This window comes from Paenibacillus ehimensis NBRC 15659, from assembly GCF_004000785.1.
GTDB classification, from domain to species: domain Bacteria; phylum Bacillota; class Bacilli; order Paenibacillales; family NBRC-103111; genus Paenibacillus_G; species Paenibacillus_G ehimensis.
Map to the genome: position 1 here is coordinate 140,000 of NZ_BILX01000004.1, position 23,626 is coordinate 163,625.

Genomic DNA, 23,626 nt, shown 5'->3' on the forward strand with positions numbered 1-23,626 from the left:
CGGGGCATAGCGACTTGCTCTTGAATGTCGACGAGAGCGAAGTGAGGAGACGGCTTTACCGGGCCGGGGTCATTTGACATCTTCCATGATTTACAAACAAATATTGACAAATGAAAAATCCATGCTATGATTCAATTATTAACACCAATGGATTAATTATATAAGTCCTATTAATTTTAACCGCTTTCAGTTTGGCGGTCCTCATTTTTATGTCTTGCAATGACTTGGGAGTTGAGCTCTCCAAGACTCTGATTAACATGGGTGGAATAAAGAGGTTTCGGCGTATGAAAAAAATTGTGAAGCACGATCAAGACGTCATCCGGCAGCATAACAAGCAGATGATTCTTGATATTATTAAGGAAAAGCGGCCCATTTCGCGGGCGGAAATCACGAAGATCACCAAGCTCAGTCCGACCTCCGTCGGACGCATTGTCGGCGAGCTGTGCGAGCAGGGGCTCGTCCGGGAAACGGAGCTTTCGTCCGGCGGCGTCGGGCGCAAGGCGATTATGCTCGATATCGATCCGCAGGCCGTTTTTTCGATCGGCGTCGATATCGGTAAGAAGATCGTTCGCTTCGGCGTGATGGAGTTCAGCGGCAGGCTGCTGTACGAGCTTCCGGTCGGACATACCGCCATTGAAACGGAAGCCGGGCGCACGATCGATCTCATTGCCGAGACGATCAACCGGCTGGTGAAGGAGCAGGGGCTGGACAGCTCGAAATTGACTGGCATCGGCATCGGCGTGCCCGGCGTTATCGATCACGAGCGGGGTGTCGTCCAATATTCGTCGACGCTGGGTTGGAGAAATGTGCCGCTTGCCCGCCATATCAAGGAGCGGACCGGGATCGATACGGTGATCGACAACGACCTGAAGGTCAAAATATTGGCTGAATACTTGTCCGGCTCCGCCCGGGGCTCGAAAAAAACGGCGCTCATCGAGCTGGGCACCGGGGTCGGCTCCTCGCTTATTATCGACGGAGAGATTTTTCGCGGCGGCTCGAACAGCGCCGGAGAGCTCGGACATACGACGCTCGATCCGAACGGCAATTTATGCGAATGCGGCAAGCGGGGCTGCCTGCAGACGTACATCGACGAATCGGCGATTTTGCACGAAGCGAACCGGATCGTCGAGGTCGGCGATATCGGCCAGCTGTTCGAAGCGGCCCGCAGCGAGGAGAGCTGGGCGAAGGAGATTATTTCGCGGACCTCGCTGTATATCGGCATTGCGATCAACAATATCGTGTGCATGTATAACCCCGACGCTGTCATTTTGAGCGGCAACATGGTGGAGAATTACAGCGATATCGTCCCTTTGATCGAGGAGCAGTGCGCGCAGGTCGTATGGGAGCCGTTCCGCGGCGGATTCAAAATCCTCGCTTCCGATTTAAAAGAGCGATCCATTGTTATCGGTGCGGCTTCGCTCGTGCTGAACAACTACGTGAACCAAAGCTGATTTGGAAGACAGGACGTCCTTCCTTTTGCCCTACTGAATAAGACAGGCTGTCTGCTGGCTGATATGCCGGCAGGCAGCTTGTTTTTTTGTAGTGCCGGGGTTCCAGGATGAAATTTTTTGAAATTCCATCGACTCCCATCTAAAATTCCATCCGATTTTCAACGATATATAGTAGTACATCGCTTTCGCGAGCCGAGTCCGGGAACCCCGGCCTATCACAAGCGGGCGTGTACAAATGAGCTTTAAGGAGTGCATGCTATGAAAAATCGCAGTTTAGTCGTGAAAGCCGGATGGGTGCTGGTCGTCCTGCTGATCGCCATGTCGGCCGCATTTACCTCGATGTCGTATCTTCGTGAAAGAGCCATGTATTTTGAATCGCTAGCGTATATTCAAGAAGCGATGGACGCTCAGCTGGAGCTGCAGAGCGCAGATATCCAGGCGGCCGGACAGAAGATGTCGCTCAGCTACGACAAGTACATGGCCGACCCGGCGAACGTTCGGATTCAGGCGCAGCTGGAGAAAATGCTCACAAGCAATATCGTCACCAACAGCTACTTGATGTCAAGCGAGATGATTACGAAGGACAATAAGAACTATGCGAAGATGATGCAGGCCAATCGGGCGTTGAATGAACACGGAGCGAAGGTTTTGGAGGACTACGAGCTGTCGGCTCAGTTTCAGCGGGCGTATGAGGATGCGATGAAGAAGGGGACGGGCATGACCGACGTGTATACGGATGCCTCGGGCACGTGGATTTCCATTCTGAGCTCCATTCGGACGGATAAGGGCGAGACGGTCGCCGTGTTCGGCCTCGACTTCGACTACGGCTCGATTCAATCGGATTTGAACCACGCGCTGCTGCTCAATATTTTGATCGGCCTTGCCATTGGCGGTCTGTTTATCGGGCTGATGATTTGGCTGCTGATTCGGACGGTCCGTCCGCTGAAACGGATGGCGGAAGTGTCGAAGCTTGCCGCCGAAGGGGATTTGTCCGTTTCCGTGCCGGTGAACGGACGCGACGAGATCGGGCTCGTCTCCGAGCATTTTAACCATATGGTCGAAAGTATCCGCAAGCTGGTGGCCAGTATCAAAACCCATTCCGACGAAGTGGCGGAATCGTCCGATCTGCTGACCGTCAGCGCGAAGCAAACGGCCGAAGCGACCGGCGAAGCGGCCCGTGCGGTCGAACAGGTCGCCGCAGGCGCCGAGAATCAGCTGCAGAGCGCCGAGGAGTGCAAGCGGGCGATGATGGAGATGGCCACAGGCATCGAACGGATTGCCGAATCGGCGGGCGTCGTCGCCGATCTGTCCGCCGAGACGTCGCGCGACGCGGCGCAGGGCAACGAAGTCGTGCAGCAGATGATTGCGCAGATGAACCGCATCGAGTCGGTCATGACCGAGACCGGCGGCGTCATCCACGAGCTGCGGAGCCGTTCGGAGGAAGTCGGCGAGATTATGGCGCTGATCGCGGATATCGCGAATCAGACGAACCTGCTGGCGCTCAATGCGTCCATCGAAGCGGCCCGGGCGGGAGAGCACGGCAAAGGGTTCGCCGTGGTCGCCGTTGAGGTGAGGAAGCTTGCGGAGAAGTCGAAGGAGTCGTCCGAGCATATTGCCGCGCTGCTGCGGGAGATCGAAGCCAACACGAAGCGGGCGGTCGCCTCGATGGAGACGGGCGTGAACGAAACGTCCAAAGGAACGGCGGCCGCGGGGCAAGCCGGCGAAGTGTTCGGACGCATCCTGCATGCGATCCAGCAGGTGGCCGGCCAGGTGCAGGAGGTGTCGGCGGCTTCCGAGGAAATGTCGGCAGGCACCGAAGAAGTCGCCGCTTCGCTGGAAGAGCTTGCCCGCATCGCCCAAGAGGCCGCGGACAATACGCAGAATGTGGCGGCATCCTCCGAAGAGCAGCTGGCGGCTATGGAAGAGATTTCTTCCGCTTCGAGCCATTTGAAGGAAATGTCGGTGCTGCTGCAGCGGCAGGTGAATGCCTTCAAGCTTTAATGCAGGCGGAGGCAGCTGCGCTTCTCCCACACAGATTCTAAAGCCTCTTTTCCCCGAATATGCTGTAGTATGGAGTGTTCGGAAACGGGGGGGAGGAACGGAAATGAAGCGAATCACGGCACGGCGGATCGGATGGGTCATCTTCGGCTGCATGCTGGCCTCCGCCGCCGTGCTGATGTATCTGCAAATCATCGGCGAGCTGATGCTTGGAATCGCGCTGGTGGGCATAACGTTCGCGCTATCGATGGGCTTGCTGTGGATGTCCGAGCTTGAAGACGAGGCGGCCGAGCGGGAGAAGAAAGAAACCCGAATGAGCCGGTTCGGGCGATCAAGGTAAAATTTGTGGCGGGGCCACCGTCGTGATAACGCTTGCAAAATAATGTGATTTGTTTTACAATTCAATTATCAACGCCAATAAAAAAATAGCATGAAGGCAACGGTGCCTTTGGATCGGAGAACGCGTTCGCACGTTCTTCGGCCCGGGGGCGCCTTTTTGTCGTCTTTTGATGGATGCAGCGGAGGTGAACCAAGTGAAGCAGCCGATTCGTGCCGTGCCGCTGGCTGTCCGGATCATTCCGAATGTCGATCCGGAGCTGGCCCGGCAGCTGGAGCTGAAGCCGGACATCCGGAGTTTGGGGATGTTAACGTCGAGTATCGACGATGTCGGCTATACGGCGCTGGACGAGGCGACCAAGAAAGCGGCGGTGGAAGTGGTGTATGCCCGTTCCTTTTACGCGGGGTCGGCGCATGCCTCGGGCCCGCTGTCGGGGGAATTTATCGGGATGCTCGGCGGCCGGACGCCGGCCGAAGTGAAGAGCGGATTGGACGCGGCTATCGCTTTGATGGAGAACGGCGCGTGCTTTTATTCCCTGAACAGCGAAGGCACGCATGCGTACTACGCTCACGTCATTTCGCGAACGGGTTCCTACTTGTCCCGGGTGGCGGGCATCGCCGAAGGCGAGCCGCTCGCGTATTTGATCGCGCCGCCGCTTGAAGCGGTGTACGGCTTGGATGCCGCATTGAAGGCGGCGGACGTCAGGCTGTGCCAATTTTACGGCCCGCCGACGGAGACGAACTTCGGCGGCGGTTTGCTGACGGGCAGCCAGTCGGCTTGTACCGCGGCGGCGAGCGCTTTTGCCGATGCCGTTCTCAGCGTCGCGCGGGAGCCGAAATAATCTGGTTAACGAAAGCGGGTGATGGAGATGACACAGTCGATAACAGCATTGGGACTGATCGAGACGATCGGCGTGCCCGCCTTGATCGCTGCGGCCGATACTGCGGCGAAGACGGCCGACGTTCGGGTCATGACTTATGAAAAAGCGGATGCCGGACTTATTACCGTATATATCGTAGGGGATGTCGCTTCCGTCCGGGCAGCGGTGGAAGCAGGCGCAGAGGAAGCCCGCAGGGTAGGCAAGCTGGTCGGGACGCATGTGATTCCGCGGCCGGATCTTTCGGTTTCGGCGATGCTGGAAAGCATATGGCGGAAGGAAGCCCCGGCGAAGCCGGAGCCGGGTGCCGCCGAGGCGGCAGCGGACGAAGCGGAGAGTCTTTCCGGAATGGGAAGCGGGGATGCGGCATCCGCAGAGGCGCTGGCGAAGCTTTCGCTGCAGCAACTGCGGGAGCTTGCCCGCAATACCCCCGGATTCCCGCTGAACGCTTCCGGCATCGGCACGGCGGCGAAGGCCGAGCTGATCCGGCTGCTTACGGAGAAGAAGGACTGAAGGGAGTGAGAACCCGATATGAAGCTGGACGCCGATTTGCAGGCGATACAGGAAGTGCGCAGCCTTCTGCAGGAGGCGGGTCAGGCCCAGAAGCTGCTGGAAAAAATGACCCAGTCGCAGATAGACGACATCGTCGCTGCGATGGCCCGGGCGGCCGAGGCGGAAGCCGTACGGCTGGCCGAAATGGCCGTGGAAGAGACCGGGTACGGCAAAGTTGCCGATAAAACGGCTAAAAATCTTTTTGTCGCCCGAAACGTTTACGAGTCGATGAAAGACATGAAGACGGTCGGGATCGTCCGCAAGGATGACGAGCGCAAGGTGTGGGAAGTGGCGCAGCCGGTCGGCGTCGTCGCCGCGATCATCCCGTCGACCAATCCGACGTCGACCGTCATGTTCAAGTGCATGATCGCGCTGAAGGCGCGCAATGCGATCGTCATCAGCCCGCATCCGTCGGCGCTGCGCTGCTCGCAGGAAGCGGCCAAGGCGATGCGGCTGGCGGCGGAGAAGGCGGGGGCTCCCGCCGGTTTGATCCACTGCTTGTCGAAGCCCTCGGTCGAGGCGAGCAATGAGCTGATGAAGCACAAGCGGACGGATGTGATCCTGGCGACCGGCGGCACGGCGATGGTCAAGGCCGCTTACAGCTCGGGCAAGCCGGCATATGGCGTCGGACCGGGCAACGTTCCGGTGTACGTGCACCACAGCGCGAACCTGTCCCGCGCGGTCAGCTTGATTTTGCAAAGCAAGACGTTCGATTACGGCACGATTTGCGCTTCGGAGCAGGCGATTGTCGCCGACGCCTCGATCAAGCCGCAGCTCGTCGAAGAGCTGAAACGGCAGGGCGCCTATTTTCTGGACGAGGAGCAGAAACGCAAGGTCGGTTCGATTTTGACGATCGGCAAAGGGTTGAACCCGAAGGTCGTCGGCCGTTCGCCGCAGGTGATCGCGGAGATGGCGGGCTTTACCGTTCCGCCGGAGGCGAGGGTCTTGATTGCGGAAGAAACGGGCGTCGGACACGAGTACCCGTTCTCCGTGGAGAAGCTAAGCCCGGTGCTGGCGCTCTACACCGTAAAGGATTGGCTGGAGGGCTGCAGCCGCTGCATGGAGCTGCTGGAGCTCGGCGGGCTCGGGCATACGCTCGGTATCCACTGCGAGAACGAATCCGTCATCGAAGCGTTCGGGCTGGAAAAGCCGGCCTCGCGCATCGTTGTCAACTCGGGCACGACGTTCGGCGGCATCGGCGCCACGACCGGCATTACGCCGTCGTTTACACTGGGCTGCGGCTCGTTCGGCAACAATATTACGTCGGACAACATCGGTCCGCAGCATCTGCTCAACATCAAGCGCGTCGCCTTCGGCATCCGCGAGATGGATATCGCCCCCGCGGCGGCGCAGGCGGTGGAGCGGACGATGGAAAAGCTGCAGCCGGAAGCCTCGGGCAATCCGGGGATTTCGCGGGAGGACGTTCTGCAGATCGTCCGCAGCGTGTTGTCCGAACTGCAGCTGGAGGCCAGGTAAGTTCGTCGAAGCTTGCTGACTTAGCAATTTTCAATAATCTAATAAAAATTATTATTCCAGGGAGGAATAGACAATGGCAGGAGAATTGGCGGCACTCGGTATGGTGGAAACGAAAGGACTCGTAGGATCGATTGAAGCGGCGGACGCGATGGTGAAAGCGGCGAATGTCAAGCTGATCGGAAAAGTGCATGTCGGCGGCGGTTTGGTGACGGTTATGGTGCGCGGCGATGTAGGCGCAGTGAAAGCGGCTACGGATGCCGGCGCGGCAGCTGCGGAAAAAATCGGCGAGCTGGTCTCCGTACACGTCATTCCGCGTCCTCACACGGATATTGAATTCATTCTGCCGAAGCTTGAAGGCTAATCCCTATGGCGCTGATTACGGAAACGAGTCTTCGCAGCCGGCTGGCGCAGGGGCTCCCGAATCCGTATCCGATCGCGGCCGGGGACCTGCTGACGCCGGCGGCCAATGATTTTCTGAAAAGCCGGGGCATTGCCATCCAGCGTCTGAAGGCCGAAGCTCCGGCGGCCTTGCCTGCGGAGCCGGCGCCCGAAGCGCCGCTCCTTCCCGTCGGCGTCTCGGGCCGGCACGTGCATTTGTCGCCGGAGCATGTCGAGGCGCTGTTCGGCGAGGGCTACCAGCTTACCCCGCTGAAGGAGCTGTCGCAGCCCGGACAATTTGCCGCGCAGGAAACGGTTACGCTGATCGGTCCGAAGGGCGTTCTGCAGAACGTGCGCATTCTCGGACCTTCGCGCGGGGCTTCGCAGGTCGAGATATCGCGGACGGACGCCTTTGCGCTTGGCGTGAAGCCTCCCGTCCGGCTGTCGGGCGATCTGGAAGGCACGCCCGGCATTACGGTGGCCGGCCCGAAGGGCGCGGTCGTGCTGGCGCAGGGCTTGATCGTCGCCAAAAACCATGTCCATATGTCGCCTGACGACGCCCGGAGGTTTCAGGTGTCGGACGGGGACCGCATCATTCTGCAGACCCGCGGCGACCGGCCGCTGGCGTTTACGGACGTTGTGGTCCGGGTAAACCCGCGCTATGCGCTTGACGTTCATCTCGATACGGACGAAGCGAACGCCGCTCAATTGAACACCGGGGACACGGTGCAAATGATCGGCAAAAACGGCGTTTTCACGCGTGCGGAAAGGGGGTAGCGAAGGATGGAGATCAAACCGATGATCGAATCGATCGTCCGTGAGCTGGTGCAGGCGATGCAGGCGGAGCAGGCGAAGAAGCCCAAAGTGCTGTATCTGTTTTGCGACAGCACCGCGCACGAGGCGTTCACGGACCATTTTATATTGCTCAAAAACAGCGGAATCTGCTACGATCTGCTGTTTCTCGACGGGGAAACATCTTCATGGCTCGGCCTGCATAAAATCGAATGCGGCGGTCCGGGCAAAATTATCGCCGCCGACGAGTATGCGCCTGCGCCGCTGGAGCTGCCGCTCGAATACGACGGAATCGTCATTCCCGAGATCGATGTGGATAATGCCGCGCGGGCCGCGCAGGGGTTGAAAGGGACGGTGAAGGCGGAAATCTTGTTTTCCGCGCTCGTCTTGAATAAGTTTGTGCTGATCGGGGACGATATACCCGGATTGAAACGGGCGGACCGGCGTACGCTGAAAACGCTGACGCTGCCGAAGCCTTACGTCAAGCTGTTCGAGCGCTATAAGCGCGAGCTTGCGGCCCTCGGCGCGGAGTTCGCTCCGCAGAAGCTGCTTGCGGAAGCGGTCGTGCGCAAATGCGGCGCGGCGCAGCGTCAGCAGGCGCAGGATGCGCCGGCTAAGGGAACATCGTCGCCGGAAGCGGCCGGCACTCAAACCGTAGTTGCGACCGGCAATACGGCAACCGCTGGCAGCGCCGCGTTCGAAGGCAAGCTGCTGACCGCCGAATGGGTGAAGCGGCAGACGGATAGCGCGCCGGACGTGCGGAAGCTGATCCTCGGCAAAGGAACGATCGTTTCGCCGCTGGCGGCGGATTTGCTGAGGGAAAAAGACGTCACGGTCCAGTATGCGGATAAAGGGTGAAGTCCTATGTTTATGGGAAAAGTGATCGGCAGCGTGTGGGCGACGCAGAAGGAAGAAGGCATGGACAACCTGAAGCTGATGGTTGTCCAGCCGATCGATTTCAAGGACCGCGAAGCGGGGCAGCCGGTCATCGCCGCAGACCGCATCGGAGCGGGTGTCGGCGAGAATGTGATCGTTTCCCGGGGAAGTCCGGCCCGCGTGCTGTTCAGCGGTAAAATGGTGCCCATCGACGCCATGATCGTCGGCATTGTAGACAGCTTCGAGGTCGGCGACGACAGCGGCGGTTAGGAGGAGGCCTATGGAACAGGAGAAACAGCGGGTTATTCAGGAATATGTACCCGGCAAGCAGCTCACGCTGGCGCATGTCATCGCCAATCCCGATCCCGTGCTGTACACGAAGCTCGGGATCGAGAAGGCGAGTGCGATCGGCATTCTGACGTTGACGCCGACGGAAACGGCGATCATCGCGGCGGATATTGCCACGAAAGCGGCGAACGTCGATATCGGCTATTTGGACCGCTTCACCGGCTCTCTGGTTATTGTGGGAGACGTATCTGCGGTCGAAATGGCGATTGAATCGGTCAACGACTTTTTGCACGAGAAGCTGAAATTTTCAATCGCTCCTTTGACGAGGTCGTAAGCCATGCGTAAAGTGATGATCATCGGCGCCGTCGGCGCCGGCAAATCGACGTTGGTCAAAGCGCTGATGGGCGAGGAGGAGCCGGCGGTTAAAACGCAAAGCCTCGTGTTCCGCGACTGGCTGATCGATACGCCCGGCGAGTACAGCGAGAATCCGCTCTACTATCGCTCGCTGATGGCGACATCGCATCAAGCGGCGGCGATTTTGCTCATACAGGACGCGACCCGTGACCGGAACTATTTTCCGCCCGGGTTTGCCGGAGGCTTTCCGATTCCGGCCATCGGGGCCGTCACGAAAATTGATCACCCCAAGGCCGATCCGGACCGGGCAGTCTCGCTGCTCCGGTCATCGCTGCCTAAAGGCGAGATTCTCCTGACGTCGGCGGCCGGCGGCGAAGGAATCGAGGAGCTGAAGACGCTGCTGCTCGGCATCGTCAACCGCTAGCAGGAAACAGGAAGAAATTTACCTTGTGTAAGGGCTTTCTTCGCAGCGCGGTTTGTGTGACAATAAAATCGGTGCATGTACAAATCGATACTTCGTGAGGGATTGCTTATGCCATCGATCGCCGAACTGTGTGCGGGGCGTACCCCGTTATCTGCGGAAGAAGTGGAAGTTATTATAGATTTGTCGCGGCATTTGCAATTGTTCGCCGACGTGTTCCAGTCGGACGTGTTCATCGACTGTCCGCTTGCGGATCAAGGCACGGCGCTCGTCGTCGCCGAGGCCAAGCCGACAACGGCTCCATCGCTCTACCGCTCGTCGGTCGTCGGCATGCACGCTTATGCGCACAACGAGCCGGCCGTCATGTTTTGCCTGCTCTCCGGCCAACCGGTCATCGGTTCCCGGGGGATCTCCCAGGAGCAGATCGCGATGCGGCAAAATGTCGTCCCGATCCGTGCCAAAACCGGCCGCGTGATCGGCGTGCTGATCATGGAGCAGGACATTTCGGAGATCGTCGAGCAGGAAAAAAACGTGGAGCGGCTGCGCGAAACGACGGAGCAGCTCAGCGAAACGCTGCTTGCGGTCGCCTTGTCGGAAAGCAGCGTCCAATCGCTCATGCACGAGGGCATCGTGCTGTTCGACGGGCAGGCGAACGTCACCTATGCGAACCCGCGCGCCCGGGAAATGCTGCAGGAGCTCGGGCACAGCGGCGCGCCGGAAGGCTCAAGTCTCGTCGAGCTGTTTTACGGCAAGCTTGATCGCGCTTCGCTGCTCGCGCCAACCGGCATCGTCCGTCAGGAGCTTGTGCTCGGGCATGTCGCGCTGGAGCTGAAAACCGTCTCCATCAACCGGCAGCAGCAGGGAGCCCTCGGGCTGATGCTGATCCGGGACATCTCGGACCTGAAGGAAAAGGAGAAGCAGCTCGTCATTAAATCGGCCGTCATCAAGGAGATTCACCACCGGGTCAAAAACAATCTGCAAACCGTCTCCAGCCTGCTTCGGCTGCAAATGCGCCGCACGAAGCTGGAAGAGGTCGAGAAAATATACCGCGACAGCATCAACCGGATCAACAGCATCGCCGTTATCCACGAGATGCTGGCCTACGACGGGCTGGAAACGATTCAGTTCAACGATGTGCTGGATCGGATCGCCAAAAACGTCGTCTCCTCCACGGCCAAGCCGGATCAAGCGATTCGCGTCGCCATTTCGGGGGACACCCTGACGCTGCCGTCCGACATGGCCACCACGCTGGCGCTCGTCTCCAACGAGCTCGTGCAAAATTGCGTGACGCATGCATTCGTCGACCGCGAGCAGGGTGATATTCGGATTTCGCTGTACTGCAGCGGGCAGATTGTCCGCATGGAAGTAGCGGATAACGGCATCGGGCTGCCCGCCTCGGGCGATATCGCCCGCAAAGGCCATCTCGGCTTGAAAATTACGGAAACGCTCGTGCGCGAAAATCTCGGAGGCCTCCTGCAGATGGCTTCCACCGGGGAAGGCACGCAGGTCACGATCACGTTTCCGCTTTTCCCGGCGGAGCCGAAACCGGTCTAAGCGCCCGCTGATCAAGCGGCGTCTATTCGCCGGACTTATGAGGAGGTGTCAGGATGAAGAACTCGATCGTCGTCGTGGATGACGACCCGATCATACGAATGGATATCCGCGAAATGCTGGAGGAAGAAGGCTATGCGGTGGCTGGGGAAGCGAAGAACGGCGAGGAAGCGATCGAGCTCGTCGCCGCGCTCAAGCCTGACCTGGTCATTATGGATGTGAAAATGCCGGTGATGAACGGCATCAAAGCGTCCCGTATCATTCGCAGTCTGCATGACACGGAAACGTCCGTCCTGCTGCTGACGGCGTACAGCCAGAAGGAGCTGGTGCAGGACGCCCGCAGTGCGGGGGTTGCCGCCTATTTGGTCAAACCGGTGTCGGAGGAGGACTTGATTCCGGCGGTCGAAATTGCGCTCAGTCAGAAGGAACGGATGGACTCGCTCAAAAAAGATCTGGAGCAGCTCAAGCAGTCGATCGAGGAGCGGAAACGGATCGAGAAAGCGAAGGGGCTCGTCATGAAAACCTTCGCGCTGGATGAGGAAGAAGCGTACCGGAAAATGCGCGCGGCCGCGATGGCGGACAGCATGCCGCTGGTCAAGCTGGCGGACGGAATTTTGAAGGACGGGCCGAAGCGCTGGCTCGGTCCGTGAAAGAGCGGTGAGCGGACGCATGGAGCCACAATGGATTGCCAGCGTAGGCATCGATATCGGCACGAGCACGACCAAAATGATCGTCAGCCGTCTGAAGCTGGTGCGGACGTCAGGCGCGCTCAGTCTTCCCCGCTATGACATTGCGCAGCGGGAATTGATCTACGCGAGTCCGATCTACAGCACGCCGCTGCTCGGCGAAGAAGAGGTGGACGCGGAGCGGATCTGGGCCATTCTGGCCGAAGAGTACGAGCGGGCCGGCGTCCGCCCGGAAGAGCTGAAATCGGGAGCGGTGATCATCACCGGCGAGACGGCGACGAAAGCGAACGCGCGCCGGATCGTGCACCTGCTGGCCGAGCGGTCCGGGGACTTTGTCGTCGCGACAGCCGGGGCCGATCTCGAAGGGCTGCTCGCGGGCAAGGGCGCCGGGGCAGACCGCCGCTCGCTGGAGGTGCGCGGCGCCGTCGCCAATATCGACATTGGCGGAGGAACGGCCAATGCGGCCGTGTTTTACCGGGGGAAAGCGGTCGGCACGGTGACGTATCACATCGGCGGACGCCTGATCGAGCTGAACGCCGGGGGAACGGTGACGAGCGTCTCGCCCTCGATCCGCCCGTGGCTGGAGGCCGCCGGATACCGGCTGGAGCCGGGGCATACCGTCAGCTACGCTCTGCTTGAGGACCTGTGCCGGGCGATGAGCCTCGCCATGCTGGACGATTTGGCGGGCATGACGGCTCCCGAAGAGCGCGATGCGGTTCGCAAGCTGACGCTCGGCGCTCCGCTGCCGCAGGTGCCGCCGATCGAAGAATGGACGATATCCGGCGGCATCGGGCGGCTCATGGAGGAAGCGAAGCCGCAGAGCTTGGCCGAAGCCGCCAGGCATGGCGATATCGGACCGCTGCTGGCGCATACGCTCAAAGCATGCGCCGCGCGATATCCGATCCGGCTGGCGGTGCCCGCTCAGACCGTCCGGGCGACGGTCATCGGGGCGGGCATGCAGAGCACGGAAATCAGCGGGGCCACCGTGCATTTGGACCCTTCGCTGCTGCCGATCCGCAACCTCCCGGTATGCAAGCTGGAGCTGTCGCTTTCGCTGCTCGAGCAGCCGGCCTCGCTTGCCGCGGTCGTCGGACAGACGATGCAGAGCGGCGCCGCCTTGTTCGAGCGGGACGCTTCGCCGCCGTTCGCGCTGGCTGTGGCCGGGCTTGAGCATTGCGGCTACGCCTCGCTTCAGCGCTTGGCCGACCGGCTCAGCGAAAGCTTCGCCGCCTATTTTCCGGACAGCCGGGTAATGGTCGTCGTTTGCGACACCGACATCGCCAAGGCGCTCGGGCAGTCGCTTGAAAAAAGGTTAAAGGAACGGACGAAGGTCGTCTGCATCGATCAGATCAAGGTCGAGCACGGCGATTATATCGATTTAGGGGAACCGATCGCGGGCATTATGATTCCCGTGGTCGTCAAGACGCTGGCGTTTCACGGCAGAGAGGGGGACCGACGTTGAAGCTGAAAACCGCTTTGCTCGGCAAAACATTTCAATTTCGCGATTTAAAAGACGTGATGGCCAAGGCGAACGAAGAAAAATCCGGAGATCAGCTCGCCGGGATCGCGGCCGAGGACGCCAAGGAACGGATGGCGGCCAAGCTGGTGCTGTCCGAGCTGACGCTGGCGGACATTCGCAACCATCCGCTGCTGCCGCCCGAAACCGATGAAGTATCACGGGTCATCGAGGAAGGCATCAACGAGAAAATCTATGCGGAAATCCGCAACTGGACCGTAGCCGAGCTGCGCGAAACGCTGCTGCGGCACGAGACGGGCAGCTCCGAAATACGCCGCATCAGCCGGGGGCTTACCAGCGAAATGGTAGCGGCCGCCGCCAAGCTGATGAGCAATCTCGATTTGATGCAGGCGGCGTCCAAGATGGAAGTGACGACCCACTGCAACATTACGATCGGGCAGAAAGGCGTGCTTGCGGGCCGGGCCCAGCCGAACCACCCGACCGATAACATCCAAGGCATGAAAGCGTCATTGTTCGAAGCGTTAAGCTACGGAATCGGGGACGCCGTCCTGGGGATCAATCCCGTCATCGATTCGGCGGACAGCGTGAAGGAGCTGTTGAACGCGACCAAAGAAGTGATGGCCAAGTGGCAAATTCCGACGCAAAACTGTGTGCTCGCGCACGTGAAAACGCAGATGCGGGCGATCCGGCAGGGCGCCCCCGCCGACATGGTGTTCCAAAGCCTGGCGGGCACCGAAGCCGGCAACAAAGCGTTCGGCATCGATGTCGCCCTGCTCGACGAGGCGGACGACCTGATCCGGCGCGACGGGACGGGAACCGGTCCGAATCTATGGTACTTCGAGACGGGGCAGGGGTCCGAGCTGTCCGCCGAGGCGCATTACGGGATCGATCAGGTGACGCTCGAATCGCGCTGCTACGGACTCGCAAGAAAATATAACCCTTTCATGGTCAACACGGTTGTCGGCTTCATCGGACCGGAATATTTGTACGATTCGAAGCAGGTCATCCGCGCCGGACTGGAAGACCACTTCATGGGCAAGCTGCAGCAGCTGCCGATGGGCGTGGACGTCTGCTACACGAACCATATGAAAGCGGACCAGAACGATATGGATAATTTGTCCGTGCTGCTCACCGCCGCCGGCGTCAACTTCATTATCGGCGTGGCGATGGCGGACGACTGCATGCTGAATTACCAGTCCACGAGCTTTCACGATATCGCCACGCTGCGGGAAATGACGGGGCGCCGCCCCGCGCCGGAATTCGAGCGCTGGCTGGTCAAGATGGGCATTATGGAAAACGGACGCCTGACCCCGCTGGCCGGGGATCCGACCCTGTTCATGTAACCATTCGTTTAACGCTGCGAGAGGAGGAGAGACGCGATGACCATTTCATTGGACCGGCTCGTCGATCAAGTGATGGCGGAGCTGGAGAAGAAGCTTGGAGCGGGCGCGGCCGGCTTGGCGGGCACAAAAGATGCGCCGGCTCCCAAAAGCACAGCGGACGCAGGCGATTCAAAGCAAGCCACGGCTCCAAGCACGGGTGGCGGAAGCCAAAAGGATGCGCGCCAAACTCCTGCGATGGACGCCGGGTCCCATGCGGAGGAGCCGGGTATCCTTGGCTTCGGCGAACAGACGGCGCATAATGTCCCGAATCCGAAGTGGGCCGAAGGCATGAACGAGCTGTTGGCGAGCACGCCCGCGCGGATCGGCGTATGGCGGGCGGGAACGCGGCCGCTGACCCGGGAAATGCTCAAATTCCGCTGCGATCATGCCGCCGCCGTCGATTCCATTTACGGGGAGGTCAATCAAGCGGTGCTGGACGAATTCGGCATGTTTACCGTGGAGACGCGCTATGGGAACACCGAAAATTATTTGAAGCGTCCGGACATGGGCCGCATCGTAACGGACGAGGGCGTGGAGCTGATCCGCAAGCGGTGCGTCATGAAGCCGCAGGTGCAGGTGGTCGTCTCGGACGGCTTGAGCGCGAACGCGGTCGATGCCAATTTGCGCGACGTCTATCCGTCCTTGCTGGATTCGCTCGAGGCGTACGGCTTGAAAACCGGCACTCCGTTTTTCGTGCGCGGCGGGCGTGTGGCCGTTATGGACCAGATCGGCGAGCTGCTGCAGCCGGAGGTGCTTGTGCTCTTGATCGGCGAGCGGCCGGGGCTCGTGTCGTCGAAATCGATGAGCGCCTATATGTGCTTCCGGCCCCGGCAGGGAACGGTGGAAAGCGACCGTACGGTCGTGTCCAACATTCACCGTGGCGGCACGCCTCCGGTCGAAGCGGGAGCCCACATCGGCACGATCCTGAAAAAAATGATCGAACAGCAAGCAAGCGGAGTCCGGTTGGAAATCTAACGAGAAAACGTTTGCAAATAAAGACATGTTCACAGACGAACCCGCATAACCGTGAAGAGAGCTTGCCAATGGAGCGCGCCGGGGAGGGAGGTGAGACTGCATGGCTATGACGATCGGAATCGCATTGATTGCCGTCACTTGCTTGTTTGCTTTGTGGATTGTCCGGCTTGCCGGAAACAGCATTCGGACCTATGACGAAAGCGAGCATGAAAGCTTCCTCGGAAAATAAGCCGACCGGACCTTCCACTGTCATCCTGTTGTTATCCTTATGAAGGAGGCTGGGAACCATGAGCGAACATCTCCATCATCACGACAAGGACAAACAAGACTTGAACAAGTTCGGTTACGCGCAGGAGCTGCTGCGCAGTATGGGCGGTTTTTCCAACTTTGCGATTTCGTTCTCGATCATCTCCATCTTGACCGGCGCGGTATCTTTATACGGTCACGGCTTAACGTACGGCGGGCCGGGCATGATGGGCTTCGGCTGGCCGATCGTTGCGCTGTTCGTCATGTTCGTAGCGGCCGCTATGGCGGAGCTGGCTTCCGCAATTCCTACGGCCGGGGCGCTGTACCACTGGGCGGCGATCCTCAAAAACAAGCGCTGGGGCTGGTACACGGCGTGGATCAACCTGATCGGACAGATCGGCATCGTCGCCGGGATCGACTACTCCGTCGCGCTCTTCGCCGATCCGCTGCTTGCCGGCGTATTCGGCTACACCTCCAACAATACGACCGTCCTGATCGCCTTCACGGTCATTCTGCTTACCCACGGCATCCTCAATCACATCGGCATCCGAATCGTCGCCAAGCTCAACGATTTTTCCGCGTGGTACCACATTATCATTGTCGCAGTACTTGTCGTATCGCTGGCCTTTTTTACGAAAAACGGCTTGAACAGCGTCGATTATTTGTTCAAGGTGGGCGAGACGTTTTCCGACAAGCCGTACCTGTTCGCCTTCCTGATCGGGCTGCTGCAAGCGCAGTGGACGTTTACGGGCTACGACGCCTCCGCCCATACGATCGAGGAGACGATCAATCCCCGCGTCCGCGCGCCTTGGGGCATCTTCACCTCGGTGGCGTATTCGTTTGCCATCGGCTTCCTGATGCTCGCCTTCGTCACGCTCTCGATCAAGGACGCCGCGGCCGCCGCCGGCTCCGAGAACGCGTTTATTTATGTGATCAGCCAAGCGCTGGGCGGCACCTTCGGGTCCGTCGTGCTGTGGCTCGTTACCGCCGCGATGTGGTTTTGCGGCTTGTCCTCGATTACTTCCTTTTCCCGGATGATGTACGCCTTCTCGCGCGACAAAGGCATGCCGTTCAGCGGCCAATGGGCGCAAATCTCCAAAAAATTCCGCACGCCCGCCAAAGCCATCTGGCTGGCAATTATTCTTTCGTTCCTGCTGGCTTTCGTCGATTACATCATCAAGACGGTTAATCCGGACGCGGCCTATACGACGATCGCGTTTCTGACTGCCGTTAGCGTCGTCGGCTTGTACGTGGCCTATGGCATCCCGATTTGGCTGAAGCTCCGGGCGAAGGCGCAAGGACGGTTTCAGGAAAAGCATCTCGGCCCGTGGAACCTCGGCAAGTACAGCGATTTCGTTTCCGTGGTAGCCTTGATCTGGATCGTCTTCATCTGCATCGTGATGGTCATACCGCCTAACGAGACGGCCGGCTATGCGCTCGCCGCCATGCTTCTCCTGCTCGTGATCATGGATGTCGGGTATTACAAAAATCATTTCCCCGGTCCGCTGGCCGCGCTGAATACTTCGATGGAAGACATTTTGCGGCGCGAACGGGAATTGGAGCAAGCGGGAAGCCACGGCACCGGCTCAGGGATTTCGCACAAAGCTCGATAGGTCATAAGATGCAAAAAAAGCCTCATGCCCGGCGGAATCACCGGTGTGAGGCTTTTGAGCTTGCATGCGCGCATTAACCCGCATGCTCTTCGTAGGACCACTCCTTCGCATGTCTTAGCGTAATTTCGATAAACGCGGCCAAAGCCGGGGAGAGCCATTTGTTTTTATGATAAATCATTTGCGAGAACAGCTTGTTAAAGCTTCCTTCGACGGGAATGAGCTTCAGCTTATGCTCCCGCAGCTCTTCCATTACGGCCAGCAGGGGCAGGCAGGCGAATCCTAAGCCGCTGGCGACGCAGCGTTTCATCGCTTCGATGCTCCAGAGCTCCATAATGTGCGACGGGGTGATGTGCCGGTCTCGCAAATACTCTTCAAACATCGTCCGGTAGCTGCAGTCCCGCTCGTTGGCAATGAGGCACTCTTCCAGCGTCCGGTTGTGATAACGGCTGTCCAAGGCGGAGATCGGGTGGTCGGGACTTCCGACGACGACAATCGGCTCTTCCGCCAAGGAATGAACGACCAGATCGGATTCCTGAAGCTCCGGGAGGATGAGAAAGGCGACATCCGCGTCCCCGGTAAGCAGCGCTCGTTTGTTGGTCCGGCAGGTCGCGTTGCTCAGCTTGATGCTGACATGCGGGAATTGTTTTCGATACTCGCTTAAAATCGGCTCCAGACGATAGACGGTCAGCGATTCCGGGGCGGCGATCCGCAGCTCTCCTTTCAACTCTCCCGTTTCGTTGGCCATATTTTCGATTTTCTCATACGTTTTCAGCATTTCCTGCGAATACTGCAGAAGGCGGCTTCCGGTCTCCGTCAGACGAATTTTTCGTTCCAGCCGTTCGAACAAAGGGGCGCCCAAATGGGCTTCCAGCGCTTGAATGTGCGAGGTGACGGTAGATTGGGTGTATCCCAATTGCTCTGCCGCATGAGTGAAGCTGCCGCACTCGATAATTTTTTTGAACGTGACAAAATGACGTATTTCCATGGTTACACCAGCCTTACGGAAAGTTCTGGTCCCATCCTATCATAAAAATCAATGGATAGGTTCAATAATTTCAATTTTACCGATGACGCTAATTATCGTATCGTAATAATACCCTGCAAAGGAGCTGGCGGCAGAACGCATTTGGTTGACAAGGAGGGAAAATGATGGTGAAAAGCGGATCGGGGCCATCCAAAATATATTATGGGTGGATCGTTGTGTTAATCGTATTTGTAACTTTGCTGATATCGGCGGGAATCCGTTCCGTCCCGAGCCTGTTTATGCTTCCTTTTCAGGAGGAGTTTGGCTGGAGCCGTTCCGATATATCGACGGTCGTAGCGACCAATATTCTCTTGTACGGTTTAATCGGGCCTTTTGCGGCGGCATGGATGGAGAAGCTGGGGATTCGCCGGACGATGGCGGTCTCGCTGCTGCTTCTGGCCGGGAGCCTGTCCTTGACTCCCTTCATGACTTCTTTGTGGCAGTTTGAGCTTGTATGGGGGATCGTGGCGGGCATCGGAACGGGTACACTCGCCAATGTGCTTGGCGTAACGGTAGCCAACCGGTGGTTTGTCAAACGAAAAGGGTTAGTCGTTGGGATGCTTACCGCAAGCGCGGCTACGGGACAGCTGCTGTTCCTGCCTTTGCTTGCCAAAATCACGGAAGAGCTCGGCTGGCGGTATTCCGCTTATGCGGCGGTGGCCGTCCTTCTGGTATTGCTGCCGGTTGTCGTCATCTGGATGCGGAATCATCCGTATGAGGTGGGCTCCGCTCCTTATGGCGAGGAGCAATTGGTGAAGCCGAGTCCGTTTCGCGGGAACTTGTTCCTGGAGCCGCTGATCTCGCTTCGTTTGGCTTCCCGCAGCTTCACCTTTTGGCTGCTGGCGGGCACGTTCTTTTTCTGCGGCTTCACGACGAACGGGTTAATCGGGACGCATCTGATCCCCGCCTGCGGCGATTTCGATATTTCGATGGTAACCGGTGCCGGACTGCTCGCGCTGATGGGCGTTTTTGATCTGATCGGCACCACGTTGTCCGGCTGGCTTTCCGACCGCTTCGACAACCGGTGGCTTCTGTTCTGGTATTACGCACTCCGGGGTCTTTCGCTTATTTACTTGCCGCAGGCCTTGGGGCTGGGTCCGACGCATCTGCTTGTGTTCGCCGTATTTTACGGCCTCGATTGGATCGCGACCGTCCCGCCGACGGTGAAGCTTACGACGGATGCTTTCGGTAAAGAACGCGCAGGCATGATTTTCGGCTGGGTTGTGGTCGCCCACCAGATCGGCGCGTCGACGGCCGCTTATTCGGCGGGTGTTTTGCGCGATTGGCTGGGCAGCTATACGCTGACGTTTATGTTGGCGGGCGTGACCTGCTTCATCGCCGCTTTCATGTCCGTCAGGATTCAAGCCGCCGGCCGGCGGAACGTCGCTGCGGCCGGCTGACGATGCTGCCGCCGGTGTAAACGCCGGGCACAGCAAGTCCGGTTCAGAGCAGCAAGCCTTGCTCCAATTTGCCGACCATGGTTTCGATCCATTGCAGTTCGGCTTCCAGCCGCGCCGAGAAGAGCCGTAAATTTTCGCTTAAATAATGCGGAGAATTGGCGGGAAAAAGGTTGAAATCCGCGGTCGCTTTATAGCTCTCGATATCGGCGCGGAGCAGGTTGATCCGATGGCGGAAGGCGCCGAGCAGATGATCCTTGGAAATGCGGCTCATGAACATCAGCGCGATGTGGAACGAATCGAACCCCGGCTTGTATTCCCATATGGCCTTATCCAGCAGCCGTTCGAATTCCTGCCTTCCCTTATCGGTTAATTGATAAGCGATTCGGGCAGGTCCTTTTTTATTTTCGATGGTTTTCTCGGAAGTGGTCGTTTCCACAAGCCCTTCGGAAGCCATTTTATTCAGCGCAAAATAAATGGACCCGTACGCGATGTTCGCCCACTTGTCGGCATGCCAAACTTCCAGTTCCTTGCGTACGTCGTAGCCGTGAATCGGTTGACGTTTAAGCAGAACGCCCAGAATGAGCAGACGGGTTGACGACATGATGTTTCCCTCCGGAATGGATATGGTTGAACTATACTTATTAATCATATTGCAAAAATCACCATTATGCAAAAATTTTCCAAACTTGAATCCTTGAAGGCCGGAGCGCGTTCATAGGCAGGCATTCGCTGGAGGGGGCGGCATCGAAGGCCGAAAATCCGCTTGGCTACGCAGTGGCGAGAGAAAAAGAGATCGCGGGACTTGGAAGCGCTTTACAAGGAGGCGGCACGGCGAGACGATCGTTTGGGATGCGGGAGCAGTGGCATATTCCGGGGCAGTTTTGGCTGGCCGTCGGTCAATTTATAGACGCAAGTGCTGCCCCCTCAAGGGCGGCTGACGCTTGTTCGGCGCGGTGCGGAGGGAGCAGCCTTTTGTTTTTGCGACCTTATCGTTTGATGCCGTGCCGCTTCTCCAGATGCTCCGCGTGGGTGCGCAAATACGAGTGCGGCCCGAAAAACTTGTCGTAATAGTCCAAATCGAGATGATGCGTCTGCAAATACATCAGCGAGTACACGGAGGGCACCGTCGCCGGGAATTTGCCGAACGTGTCGTACACATACTGCGCGATATGCGCCACGGCAGCCCGGAACTGCTCATCGTGCGCCTGCGCGCTGCTTCTTACTTTGCGCGGGTCTTTCCACGGGCCCGGCGTGTCCGGATGGAACGGGCCGTTCGGGCCGAACTTTCGCTCGCAGAACGCGTCGACGGCGGTGCGCATGTCTTTGAAGTGAGGCGGCGTGTACGAGACGAATACGCCTTCGAGCCCGGTCGGATTCGGCAGCGGCCAGCGCTCGTCCGTATCGTACCGGAAGCCGAGTCCGGGCACCTCAGGGTCGCCGCTTGCGCCCAGCACCGTCAGCCGGTCGATGCCGTCGAACATCCAGCCACCAAGCCCAAGCGCCTGCTGCATCAGCATGCCCGCATAGGTGGCCGTAGACAATTCGGCCGACAATTCGGCCAGCGAATATTGGTCAAGGAACGTCAGGGGCAGCGGATTTTCCACGTCGATGATATCGGCAAATTTCTCGAGTCCCGGGATTTTCCGATTGTTGACGTCGTCGTAGATGCTCAGCCCGTTCTGCACGTAGAAGCACAGATTGGCAATCGTATGCTGCGCCAGATCGCCGACGGGAAACGCGAGGAACGTGCCGGGCCGGTTGGCGACCCAGGAATTGTGTCCCTCCATGTATGGCTCGTAGTTCGGAATGTGCAACCGCTTGTCCGAAATTTTGCGGATGCGCTTTTTGTACTTGTCGATGAGCTCGGCGATGCTGTGTCTGCCGTCTTCGTTACGCTCCGCTTCCGGCTTGGCGTCTCTCGTCTGGAAAATATACGTTCCCGTATCGTCCGTGAAAAAAATTTCCGACGTATGGAAGCCGGCGGCCGAAGGGAACGTCCTTCCCGAAGCCGATCCGGAATAATTGGACAAATGCGGCTTATACCGGTCGTGCCGGGTGACGGAATGGTGCCATCCGGTGACGCCCCCGACCGCAAGCAATATGAGCAGCTTTTCAAGATTGTCGAGCGGCAGCGGCTCGTGCCCGGATTTATAGGCGAGCGATCCGTCCGGAATTTCCGCTCCCCGGAAAAAACGCCGGGAACGGCGGCCGAACAGCGCTTCGACCAAGGGAAACTCGGCGATTTCCTTTAACCATTGCTCGTCGATTTCGATGTTGTCCAGCGACATGCTAATCCCTCCGCAGCAGATGAAATAAATGCGATCATAAAAAAAGATATCCATAGTACCAGGCGCCGAAAGCGGAACAAGCTTCGAAGGCATAGCACGATGATATCTCTCCAGTGGACTGGTCGATGATTAATAATTACGATGGAAATACTCGGAATATGAATCATATGTATCATAATCCGGGCTTGTTTTCGTTGTCAATGCCAAATTTGTCATATAAACTTTCACGGCAAAGGCGGACTAAAAAGCAGCCGCTTTCTCGGAAGCGGCGTTTCTTCGACGTTGCGGGCGGTTAAAAGCTTATTTTTTCGACAAAATCAAAAACGATAGAGCAGATGAACAGCGCGGTCAGGAGGACAACGAAAAGCAGGTAAAGCATCGTGCTTCGTTTCAAAGCGGACGGCGAAACCCCAGAAGCCTGCGCGTAGTGAGCGGCCGTTAGGCCGGACAGAAGGCCCATCATGAGGAACCACGGTTCGTAAACCAGGAGATCCCATAAAGCCATGTCGTGCAAATCCATGTCGATCCAGTACTGCTCCGGCAGATGGATATCGATGACACTGGCCAGAAAAAGGGCTCTCGTCACGATGCCGGCCGCTCCATGCGCAAGCAAGAACGCCGTGCAGAGAAGCGTGGGGATTAAAACAACCGCTCGGGGGATCGGTTTCCCCGCAATCCACGGCATCCATGCCGGGACGATTCGTCCCCATGGCTTGACGAGTCCAAGCAGGATAAATCCGCAAATGAGAATCAATACGCCCATAATGTAGCTTGCCATATACAACCCCGTTTCAGGGCTTCTGGGTTGACCCGACAAGCCTATAGTTCCGCCGGCCGCTTGATAGAACCGGACGAACACCGCATAGAGGAACGCCCAAACGCAGCCGGCGTAAGCAGGCCATACCGATCTCTTGGTGAAGCTCTCGAAGGCGCTCCATCTTGGGGATGACGTCATGTCATTCATTGTGATTTGCTGCATGGTTGCAGGCTCCTTTCTTCTTCGGCCAGGCGTATGCTAAGGCTTCCCGGCCCGCGAATCTCAGATCTTTCGATGGCGACATCTTGATGATACATCGGAGAAACCGGTTTGTGACGCGTCTGCAGATCTGTTCGCCGACAGGTCCGAAGGTCCGTTTTACGAACGGGAAAATGGGGGAGCGATTCTGACCGCAGCAATGCGGGGG

Annotated in this window: 24 protein-coding genes; 20 read left to right on the top strand and 4 right to left on the bottom strand. The window is 58.3% G+C overall.

Going from position 1 to position 23,626, the window contains the following annotated elements; genetic code table 11:
- Positions 1-284: 284 nt before the first annotated feature.
- The 19 genes from PEH01S_RS03870 (at position 285) to PEH01S_RS03955 (ending at position 17,730) form a co-directional block, all read left to right on the top strand.
- Positions 285-1,451, top strand: a complete 1,167-nt coding sequence (locus PEH01S_RS03870) for an ROK family transcriptional regulator (RefSeq protein WP_051570347.1) — start codon at positions 285-287, stop codon at positions 1,449-1,451.
- Positions 1,452-1,709: 258 nt separating this feature from the next.
- On the top strand, positions 1,710-3,452 hold the full coding sequence (locus tag PEH01S_RS03875; protein WP_025848831.1) for a methyl-accepting chemotaxis protein: 1,743 nt from the start codon (positions 1,710-1,712) through the stop codon (positions 3,450-3,452).
- Positions 3,453-3,555: 103 nt separating this feature from the next.
- Positions 3,556-3,789, top strand: a complete 234-nt coding sequence (locus tag PEH01S_RS03880; protein WP_127484017.1) for a hypothetical protein — start codon at positions 3,556-3,558, stop codon at positions 3,787-3,789.
- A gap of 193 nt (positions 3,790-3,982) precedes the next feature.
- Positions 3,983-4,627, top strand: coding sequence for an ethanolamine utilization microcompartment protein EutL (eutL, locus tag PEH01S_RS03885; RefSeq protein WP_025848828.1), 645 nt, complete (start codon positions 3,983-3,985; stop codon positions 4,625-4,627).
- Between the two features lie 27 nt (positions 4,628-4,654).
- On the top strand, positions 4,655-5,176 hold the full coding sequence (locus tag PEH01S_RS03890) for a BMC domain-containing protein (protein ID WP_127484018.1): 522 nt from the start codon (positions 4,655-4,657) through the stop codon (positions 5,174-5,176).
- A gap of 18 nt (positions 5,177-5,194) precedes the next feature.
- Positions 5,195-6,691: an acetaldehyde dehydrogenase (acetylating) gene (locus tag PEH01S_RS03895; protein ID WP_025848825.1), complete on the top strand. Its 1,497-nt coding sequence runs from the start codon at positions 5,195-5,197 to the stop codon at positions 6,689-6,691.
- A gap of 73 nt (positions 6,692-6,764) precedes the next feature.
- A complete protein-coding gene (gene eutM, locus PEH01S_RS03900) occupies positions 6,765-7,052 on the top strand; it encodes an ethanolamine utilization microcompartment protein EutM (RefSeq protein WP_010499900.1) in 288 nt (95 codons plus the stop codon).
- A 5-nt stretch (positions 7,053-7,057) separates the two neighbouring features.
- Positions 7,058-7,846, top strand: a complete 789-nt coding sequence (gene pduL / locus PEH01S_RS03905) for a phosphate propanoyltransferase (protein WP_127484019.1) — start codon at positions 7,058-7,060, stop codon at positions 7,844-7,846.
- A gap of 6 nt (positions 7,847-7,852) precedes the next feature.
- Positions 7,853-8,719 (top strand): hypothetical protein, encoded by an 867-nt coding sequence (locus PEH01S_RS03910; RefSeq protein ID WP_127484020.1) that lies wholly within the window; start codon positions 7,853-7,855, stop codon positions 8,717-8,719.
- A 6-nt stretch (positions 8,720-8,725) separates the two neighbouring features.
- Positions 8,726-9,007 carry a EutN/CcmL family microcompartment protein gene (locus tag PEH01S_RS03915; RefSeq protein WP_025848820.1) on the top strand — a complete coding sequence of 94 codons (282 nt, stop codon included), beginning with the start codon at positions 8,726-8,728 and terminating at the stop codon, positions 9,005-9,007.
- 10 nt (positions 9,008-9,017) lie between these two features.
- Entirely contained in the window at positions 9,018-9,359 is a 342-nt protein-coding gene (gene eutS, locus PEH01S_RS03920; RefSeq protein ID WP_010499896.1) for an ethanolamine utilization microcompartment protein EutS, read from the top strand.
- Positions 9,360-9,362: 3 nt separating this feature from the next.
- Entirely contained in the window at positions 9,363-9,803 is a 441-nt protein-coding gene (locus PEH01S_RS03925; protein ID WP_025848817.1) for a EutP/PduV family microcompartment system protein, read from the top strand.
- A 108-nt stretch (positions 9,804-9,911) separates the two neighbouring features.
- The gene (locus PEH01S_RS03930) at positions 9,912-11,354 is read left to right on the top strand and encodes a sensor histidine kinase (protein ID WP_025848816.1); all 1,443 of its coding nucleotides are present in this window, start codon (positions 9,912-9,914) and stop codon (positions 11,352-11,354) included.
- A gap of 53 nt (positions 11,355-11,407) precedes the next feature.
- Positions 11,408-12,001 carry an ANTAR domain-containing response regulator gene (locus PEH01S_RS03935; protein WP_025848815.1) on the top strand — a complete coding sequence of 198 codons (594 nt, stop codon included), beginning with the start codon at positions 11,408-11,410 and terminating at the stop codon, positions 11,999-12,001.
- Between the two features lie 19 nt (positions 12,002-12,020).
- Positions 12,021-13,499 carry an ethanolamine ammonia-lyase reactivating factor EutA gene (locus tag PEH01S_RS03940; RefSeq protein WP_127484021.1) on the top strand — a complete coding sequence of 493 codons (1,479 nt, stop codon included), beginning with the start codon at positions 12,021-12,023 and terminating at the stop codon, positions 13,497-13,499.
- Positions 13,496-14,857, top strand: a complete 1,362-nt coding sequence (locus tag PEH01S_RS03945) for an ethanolamine ammonia-lyase subunit EutB (RefSeq protein ID WP_025848811.1) — start codon at positions 13,496-13,498, stop codon at positions 14,855-14,857. Before PEH01S_RS03940 ends, PEH01S_RS03945 begins: the two co-directional genes overlap by 4 nt.
- A gap of 36 nt (positions 14,858-14,893) precedes the next feature.
- Positions 14,894-15,871: an ethanolamine ammonia-lyase subunit EutC gene (eutC, locus tag PEH01S_RS03950; RefSeq protein WP_025848810.1), complete on the top strand. Its 978-nt coding sequence runs from the start codon at positions 14,894-14,896 to the stop codon at positions 15,869-15,871.
- A gap of 100 nt (positions 15,872-15,971) precedes the next feature.
- Positions 15,972-16,100 carry a hypothetical protein gene (locus PEH01S_RS35760; RefSeq protein WP_275452150.1) on the top strand — a complete coding sequence of 43 codons (129 nt, stop codon included), beginning with the start codon at positions 15,972-15,974 and terminating at the stop codon, positions 16,098-16,100.
- Between the two features lie 58 nt (positions 16,101-16,158).
- On the top strand, positions 16,159-17,730 hold the full coding sequence (locus PEH01S_RS03955; protein ID WP_025848809.1) for an amino acid permease: 1,572 nt from the start codon (positions 16,159-16,161) through the stop codon (positions 17,728-17,730).
- Between the two features lie 73 nt (positions 17,731-17,803).
- Here the strand turns inward: PEH01S_RS03955 and PEH01S_RS03960 are convergent, their stop codons facing one another.
- A complete protein-coding gene (locus PEH01S_RS03960) occupies positions 17,804-18,715 on the bottom strand; it encodes a LysR family transcriptional regulator (RefSeq protein ID WP_127484022.1) in 912 nt (303 codons plus the stop codon).
- 164 nt (positions 18,716-18,879) lie between these two features.
- On the opposite strand from PEH01S_RS03960, the gene PEH01S_RS03965 reads away from it, so the two are divergent.
- On the top strand, positions 18,880-20,154 hold the full coding sequence (locus PEH01S_RS03965; protein WP_127484023.1) for an MFS transporter: 1,275 nt from the start codon (positions 18,880-18,882) through the stop codon (positions 20,152-20,154).
- Between the two features lie 43 nt (positions 20,155-20,197).
- On the opposite strand, the gene PEH01S_RS03970 is transcribed toward PEH01S_RS03965, so the two are convergent.
- The 3 genes from PEH01S_RS03970 to PEH01S_RS03980 form a co-directional block, all read right to left on the bottom strand.
- Positions 20,198-20,755, bottom strand: a complete 558-nt coding sequence (locus PEH01S_RS03970) for a PadR family transcriptional regulator (protein WP_164827665.1) — start codon at positions 20,753-20,755, stop codon at positions 20,198-20,200.
- Between the two features lie 385 nt (positions 20,756-21,140).
- Positions 21,141-22,442 carry a hypothetical protein gene (locus PEH01S_RS03975; protein ID WP_127484025.1) on the bottom strand — a complete coding sequence of 434 codons (1,302 nt, stop codon included), beginning with the start codon at positions 22,440-22,442 and terminating at the stop codon, positions 21,141-21,143.
- Positions 22,443-22,734: 292 nt separating this feature from the next.
- Positions 22,735-23,421, bottom strand: a complete 687-nt coding sequence (locus tag PEH01S_RS03980; RefSeq protein ID WP_127484026.1) for a DUF3995 domain-containing protein — start codon at positions 23,419-23,421, stop codon at positions 22,735-22,737.
- Positions 23,422-23,626 lie beyond the last annotated feature (205 nt).